General features: G+C 69.3%; 6 protein-coding genes. 4 read left to right on the plus strand and 2 right to left on the minus strand.

Annotated features, from left to right (window positions below; genetic code table 11):
* Both VFF46_RS37730 and VFF46_RS37735 read right to left on the minus strand, forming a co-directional pair.
* The coding region (locus VFF46_RS37730; protein WP_325042066.1) for a hypothetical protein at positions 1-2,031 on the minus strand (2,031 nt) is incomplete at its 3' end.
* Between the two features lie 25 nt (positions 2,032-2,056).
* Positions 2,057-2,845 carry an IclR family transcriptional regulator gene (locus tag VFF46_RS37735; RefSeq protein WP_325042067.1) on the minus strand — a complete coding sequence of 263 codons (789 nt, stop codon included), beginning with the start codon at positions 2,843-2,845 and terminating at the stop codon, positions 2,057-2,059.
* Between the two features lie 107 nt (positions 2,846-2,952).
* Between VFF46_RS37735 and VFF46_RS37740 the strand changes: the two genes are divergently transcribed.
* From VFF46_RS37740 to VFF46_RS37755, 4 genes are all read left to right on the plus strand, one after another.
* Complete coding sequence (locus VFF46_RS37740; protein WP_325042068.1) at positions 2,953-3,864, plus strand: ABC transporter permease; 912 nt, start codon at positions 2,953-2,955, stop codon at positions 3,862-3,864.
* Positions 3,861-4,796, plus strand: coding sequence for a carbohydrate ABC transporter permease (locus tag VFF46_RS37745; RefSeq protein ID WP_325042069.1), 936 nt, complete (start codon positions 3,861-3,863; stop codon positions 4,794-4,796). Before VFF46_RS37740 ends, VFF46_RS37745 begins: the two co-directional genes overlap by 4 nt.
* A 45-nt stretch (positions 4,797-4,841) precedes the next feature.
* A complete protein-coding gene (locus VFF46_RS37750; protein WP_325042070.1) occupies positions 4,842-5,807 on the plus strand; it encodes a LacI family DNA-binding transcriptional regulator in 966 nt (321 codons plus the stop codon).
* Positions 5,808-5,882: 75 nt separating this feature from the next.
* Positions 5,883-6,473, plus strand: a 591-nt coding sequence (locus tag VFF46_RS37755) for a DegT/DnrJ/EryC1/StrS family aminotransferase (RefSeq protein WP_325042071.1), incomplete at its 3' end; no start/stop codon positions are given.

The following is a 6,473-nucleotide window of genomic DNA, read 5'->3' on the forward strand; positions in this document are numbered from 1 at the left end:
GTTGTTGGGGGTTGGGGTGAGGGTGAGGTGGCCGGTGGAGGGTTGGGGGAGGAGGGGGCCGGGGTGGGTTGGGAAGTGGATGGGGAGGAGGGAATCGTGGGGGTTGACGAGGACCAGGAGGCGGGAGCCGTCGGGGGCTCGGCGGACGGACTTGATGAGGGTTTGCGTGGTGGTGGCGAGCTCGGTGCGGAGCGGAAGGTGCGCGTGGAACCAGTCGGCGCGGTCGCGGAGGAGGTCCGGCTCGGTGCAGGGGATACCTTTGAGCGGGAGCGGGCGGAGAACGGTATCGGCGCCGAAGACCACGGTTTCATTCGCGGTGGTGGGGATGGTCCAGAGCACCGTCCCAGTAGGAGCGAGACGTTCCAGTTCGGCGTACGTCGACTCGTGGAGTGACGACACCGGCGGCACCACGAGCCGCGAGAACGTATGGCCGACGAGCGTCAGCCCGTGCAGACCCACCTCGAGGTCGGCGAGTTGTTCGGCCGGGATCATCACCACGTCGACGCTCGCCGCCTCCAGGTAGTGGAAGAACGTCTCCAGCAACGACACCTCCCCGGCCCAGCGCTCCCGTTCCTCCAGCCGGTACCGCGCCAGCGACTCCTGCGGCAGCAGCACCAGCACCTCGGGATCGAAGCTGTACTCCCGCAGCAGTTCGCGGAACCACGCATGCCACTCGAACAGATCGGCCCGCCCGAAGTCGAGCGGGTTGAACCGCGTGTTCACCGGCGGAGCGTCGTACTTGCGCAGCGACGCCGCGCTCGTCCAGGTGCTGTGGTCGATCGGCTGCAGGATGTCGTGCAGCCCGAGCCAGGCGAGGATCGTGCGCGCCTGCTGCGCGTCGTGCTGGAACCCGGTCGCCCCGAACACCTCCGCGATCATCGGCCCGCGACCGGTCAGCCAGCGCGCGGACTGGACGAGCTTGATCCCCTTCGCCTGCGAGCGATGGACGTCGTCGACGGTCGGCGGATTGATCACGTCGTACCCGGGCAGGTCGAAGTGCGCGAGCGTCCGGTACGCGTCCCCGAGCAACCGCCAGTGCCCGAGGAACGACTCCTCCCCCGGCAGATGCCCGGTCATCCGCAGACCGTTCGCCCGGCAGTACGCCGCGACGCGGCCGAACCAGTTCCGCTCGAGCAGCCCGCTGCACACCCGCCAGTACTCGTACCTGGTGGACTCCCACCCGGCACCCACCGGCTCGAACAACGCCCGCAGCCGGCACCGCCAGCCGGTCCCCCACAGGTCCCGCAGCTCCTTCTCGATCAGCTCGTTCCACGGGTGGTCGCACTGGTAGGCCACCTCGTCCTGGAAGATCGGCACCGCCCCGGTCCCGAGGTCCCGCGCATACCGCCCGTACCGCGCGTACACCTCGTCGAGGAACCGATCGGTGACCTCCGGCAGCGCCACATCCGGCAGCCCCGCCTCGCCGTGCCGGGCAGGAACCGGTACGACGCTCACCGCGAGCAACTCCTCGTCCTCGCGCAACGGCGTCTCCGGCTGGTACACGAAAACCGTCGCCGTACTGACCGCACGCTCGTGCGGCACCTGCCGGACGTTGATCGTGCACAGGTAGTCGGTCTCGAACATCTCGGCCGCCACCCAGCGGTTCCGATGCGTCCCGCAGCGTCCGGTGACGTCCTGTACGTCGTCGCCGCGGATCCGCAGCAGTGCCAGCAGATCGTCGGCGCCGAGCTCGATGTTGCCCAGGGCATCCACCTGCGGATCGATCCGCCGGAACCGCAACTGCCGGGCCCGCGCCCCGGCGTACCGGGCGACGATCCGCCCGCCGTCCGCACCGGACGGGAACGAGAACTCGTCGTAGAACCAGACGTCCAGCCCACGATCGCGGGCGTGCCCAACGATCCGCTCGATCCCGGTCCAGAACTGGTCCGAGCCGTACGGCACCGCGAGCCCGTCGCGCGGATGCAGGCAGACCCCGCCGTACCCCGAGGACGGCAGCGCGTCCAGGTAGGGCACGATGACGTCGTCGTCGAGCCGGCCGTTGAGCATCATCATGGCAACCGCGTGCGACATCGGGCCCCACCCCTTCGGAGGTTCGCTACATCGGTTCGGACGGGTTCTCGCCGGAGGGCACCCAGCCGAGGTCGGCGGGCAGGCAGTGCGCGGCCTCGGCCAGCGTCTCGGCCTGCGCGGCGAGCTCGGCCAGCGGCGTCCGTACTTCGGCGGCGGAGATCGCGAGCGCGCCGACCACGGTCCCGTGCCGGCCGAGCACCGGATAGGCGATCGAGCACCCGCCGTGCCCACCACTGGTCGCATACCCCCGCTGCACGATCAGCTCGAGCTCCGCCCGCAAATCACCCGCATCACTTCCGGCGTCGGCCGGCGGAAGGGTGCTGCGGGCAACGATCTCGTCGCGGACCGGTGCTGCGAGGAAGGCCAGCAGGGCGAGGCCGGACGCGGCCGAGCCGAGCGGGTAGCTCTGCCCGGTCAGCGGCGAATAGCTCAGGTCGTGCAGGCTCAACCGGTGCGCCACGCAGGTGAACCGGTCGCCTTGCCGGATCGAGTAGCTGGCGCTCTCCCCGGTCAGGTCGACCAGCTCCTCGAGCACCGGCGCGAGCACCACGCGCAGGTCGGGCGTCGGCCCCCAGGCCAGGAACTGGGCATGGTCGCCGACCACGAACCGCGCCGGTACGCCGGTCCGCGCGAGCAGGCCGCGGCGCTCCAGCGTGAGCAGCAGCCGGTGCACGGTGGACTTGTCGAAGCCGAGCTCGGCACTGACCTCCTGGTTGGTCAGCCCGGCCGGCGACGCCGCGATCACGGTCAGGATGTCGACGGCCTTGTCGACCGTCGAACTGCCGTACCGCTCCGCACCCGAACCTGTAGCCATCACCACACCCTTCCTTGACACCGCTCCATGCAGTCTCACATACTGCGACGCTATCAGGGCGTTGTCTCAACATCCAAGTTTTCCCGGCTCGGCGAAGGGATGCAGGCATGCAGATGTGGCGGACCCGGCTGCGCAACGAGAGGGTCCTGCTGCTGCTCGCGCTGCCGGGCATCCTGCTGGTCCTGGCGTTCAACTACGTGCCGTTGCTCGGCAACGTGATCGCGTTCAAGGACTACCAGCCGTTCCTCGGGATCTCGGCGTCCGACTGGGTCGGGCTGTCGAACTTCTCGGTGCTGTTCAACGGCGATCCGGCGTTCCTGCAGGCGTTGTGGAACACGCTGGTGATCAGCGCACTGCAGGTGTTCTTCGCGTTCCCGGCGCCGATCTGCATCGCGCTGGTGCTGAACAGCCTGCTGTCCGACCGGCTCAAGAACCTCGTGCAGAGCATCCTGTACCTGCCGCACTTCCTGTCCTGGGTGATCGTCGTCGCGGTGTTCCAGCAGATGCTGGGCAACGCCGGGCTGGCGTCCACCTGGCTGCAGGCGCACGGCGGCACCGGGCTGCACCTGATCGGCAACGTCGGGCTGTTCAAGGAGCTGCTCACCGCCCAGGTCATCTGGAAGGAGACCGGGTGGGGCACGATCCTGTTCCTGGCCGCGCTGTCCCGCATCGACCTGCACCTGTATGAGGCATCGGCGGTCGACGGCGCGTCCCGGATGCGGCAGCTGTGGCACATCACGCTGCCCGGGATCCGGCCGGTGATCGTGCTGCTGCTGATCCTGCGGCTCGGCGACGTACTCAGCGTCGGCTTCGAGCAGATCGTGCTGCAGCAGTCGGCGGTCGGCGCGCGGGCCAGCGAAGTACTCGACACGTACGTCTACAACAACGGCATCCTCGCCGGTAACTGGGGCGTCGCCGCGGCAGTAGGCCTGGTCAAAGGCCTGCTCGGGCTCGTCCTCGTCCTGGCCGCGAACCGCGTGGCCCACCTGTTCGGCGAACGAGGGGTCTACCAATCGTGACCACATCCGCTGTCCCCCGCTGGGCCGGCACCCGAACCGCCGGCCGCACGCTTCACCAGGGCGTGCGGCCGGCCGGACCCGTCTCCCGTGGCCTCAAGGGCCTGCTACTCACGCTGTGCTGTCTCGTCGTGGTCGGGCCGTTCGTGGCGATCATCTCGACCAGCTTCGCCGGCAACGAGCAGGTCAACCACGCCGGCGGCCTGGTGCTGTGGCCGACGCACCCGACGTTCGCGGCGTACAAGCAACTGCTCTCCGGCGGTGTCGTCACCCGGGCGCTGTTCGTGTCGCTCGGCGTCACCGCGGTCGGTACGGCGTTGTCGCTCGCCTGTACGACGGCGCTCGCCTACGCCCTGGCCCGGATGAAGTCCGTGCTGGGCAAACCGCTGCTGCTGATCATCCTGTTCACGCTGTTCTTCACGCCGGGCATCATCCCGTCGTACCTGATGGTGAAACAGCTGCACCTGCTGAACTCGTACTGGTCGCTGATCCTCCCGGTGCTGGTCAGCGGGTTCAACGTGATCGTGATGCGGGCGTTCTTCCTGGAGATCCCGCAGGAGATCCTCGACGCCGCGCACATCGACGGCGCCGGTGAGCTGGCCACGCTGGTGCGGGTCGTGCTGCCGCTGTCGAAGGCGATCCTGGCGGTGATCGGCCTGTTCTACGCGGTCGGCTACTGGAACTCGTTCTTCACCGCGCTGCTGTATCTCAACGACACCAAGAAGTGGCCGCTGCAGCTGATCCTCCGAACGTACGTCGTCACCGGCGACCCGATCGGCAACGAGATCTCGAGTACGTCGTCCGCGCTGCTGCCGACCCAGCAGTCGCTGCAGATGGCGATCCTGGTGATCTCGCTGGTCCCGATCCTCGTGCTGTACCCGTTCATCCGCCGGCACTTCAGCTCCGGGCTGATGCTGGGCGCGGTCAAGGGCTGACCTACGCTCTGAGCAGGTATCCACGAGGAGGGCGACATCGCGTCGTTGAAGAGCATCGCGGACGAGCTCGGGGTGTCGATCTCGACCGTCTCGCGGGCGTTCAGTCACCCGGAGCTGCTGTCCCGCGAGCGCCGCGAGCAGATCCTGTCGGTCGCGAACCGGGTCGGCTACCAGCCGAACCGGACGGCCCGCGGGCTGGCCACCGGGCAGACGTCCGTGCTCGGGCTGATGGTGCCGGACATCACCAACCCGTTCTTCCCGCCGCTGGTGCGGGCCGCCGAGAACCGCGCGAACGAACGCGGTTACGCGCTCATGCTCACCGACACCGACGAGCACGCCGAACGCGAACGGCTGCTGATGCGCGAGCTGACCAGCCGTGTGGACGGCCTCGTGGTCTGCTCGCCGCGCTCCGCGTCCGCGCCGATCAAGCAGGTCGCGACCACCCGGCCGGTGGTGCTGGTGAACCGGACGATCCCGGGCCTGACATCGGTGACCTGCAGCGTCGAGGCTGGAGCGACGGCGCTGATGGAACACCTGCGCGAACTCGGCCATCGACGGGTCGCATACCTGTCCGGTCCGGCGTCCTCGTGGTCGGACAAGGACAAACGCAGCTGCGTGCAGCGGGCCGCGCGGCGGTTGCGGATGACGGTCGACGTCCTTGGGCCGTTCCCGGCGACGTTCGAGGGCGGACTGAGCGCGGCCGAGCAGGTCGCCGCGCAGGAGGTGACGGCTGCCCTCGCGTACGACGACGTGATGGCGCTGGGCACCATCCGCGGGTTGCGGGACCAGGGGCTCGACGTACCGGGCGCGGTCAGCGTGTCCGGGTGCGACGACGTGCTGTTCTCCAGCATGACGGTGCCCGGGCTGACGACGATCGCGATGCCGATGGCGCTGGCCGGGCGGACCGCCGTGGACCTGCTCCTCGACCAGCTGGAGAAGTCCGCCCGCACCCAGCAGGTCGTCCTGTCCTCCGACTTCGTTCCCCGCGCCTCGACGGGACCCGCTGCCTGATCCGGTGTGGCCGGGATCGGACATCCGGGGGCCTGCTCGTTGACACCGACCCCCGATGGCTTCGACTCTGTGGTTATGCAAGCGCTTGCAAAGATTGCAGTCAGATCGTGCACGGCGGCCCACGTCGAGGGCCTGCTGGCCGAGCGGACCGGTGCCCGGTTCGCGATCGTGACCCGTACCGAAGGCGCCGCGCGACGGCTGTCCGTGGCCGCGCTCGAACTGCGGGCCGGCGACGAAGTGGTGGTCGCGCCAGGCACCGCCCGCGACGTTCTGGCCGCCGTCCTCGCCAGCGGCGCCCGCCCGGTCTTCGCCGACGTGGCGGCCACCGATGGTTGCCTCACGCCCGCATCCGTCGCAGCCGCCCTGACTCCGGCAACCCGGGCCGTCCTGGTGCCACACCCCCACGGCAAAGGCGCCCCGACCGCCCAGCTCGCGCTGGTCGCGGCCGCCGGCGCGCCGGGCGACGACTCAGCGCACGGGATCCGGGTCGTCGAGGACGGGACGGACGCGTTCCTCGCTGAGACACCCGACGGACGTCCGGTCGGGAGCGGCGGGGATCTTGGGTTCTTCGCGTTCCCGGGCATCGGATTCGGCGTCGTGGTGACCAACGATCGCGGGATCGCGGACCGGGTTCGCCGCCTGCGTGACAGCGGATACCCGCAGCCA

It is taken from the genome of Kribbella sp. (assembly GCF_035655035.1).
In the GTDB taxonomy this organism is placed as follows: Bacteria; Actinomycetota; Actinomycetes; order Propionibacteriales; family Kribbellaceae; genus Kribbella.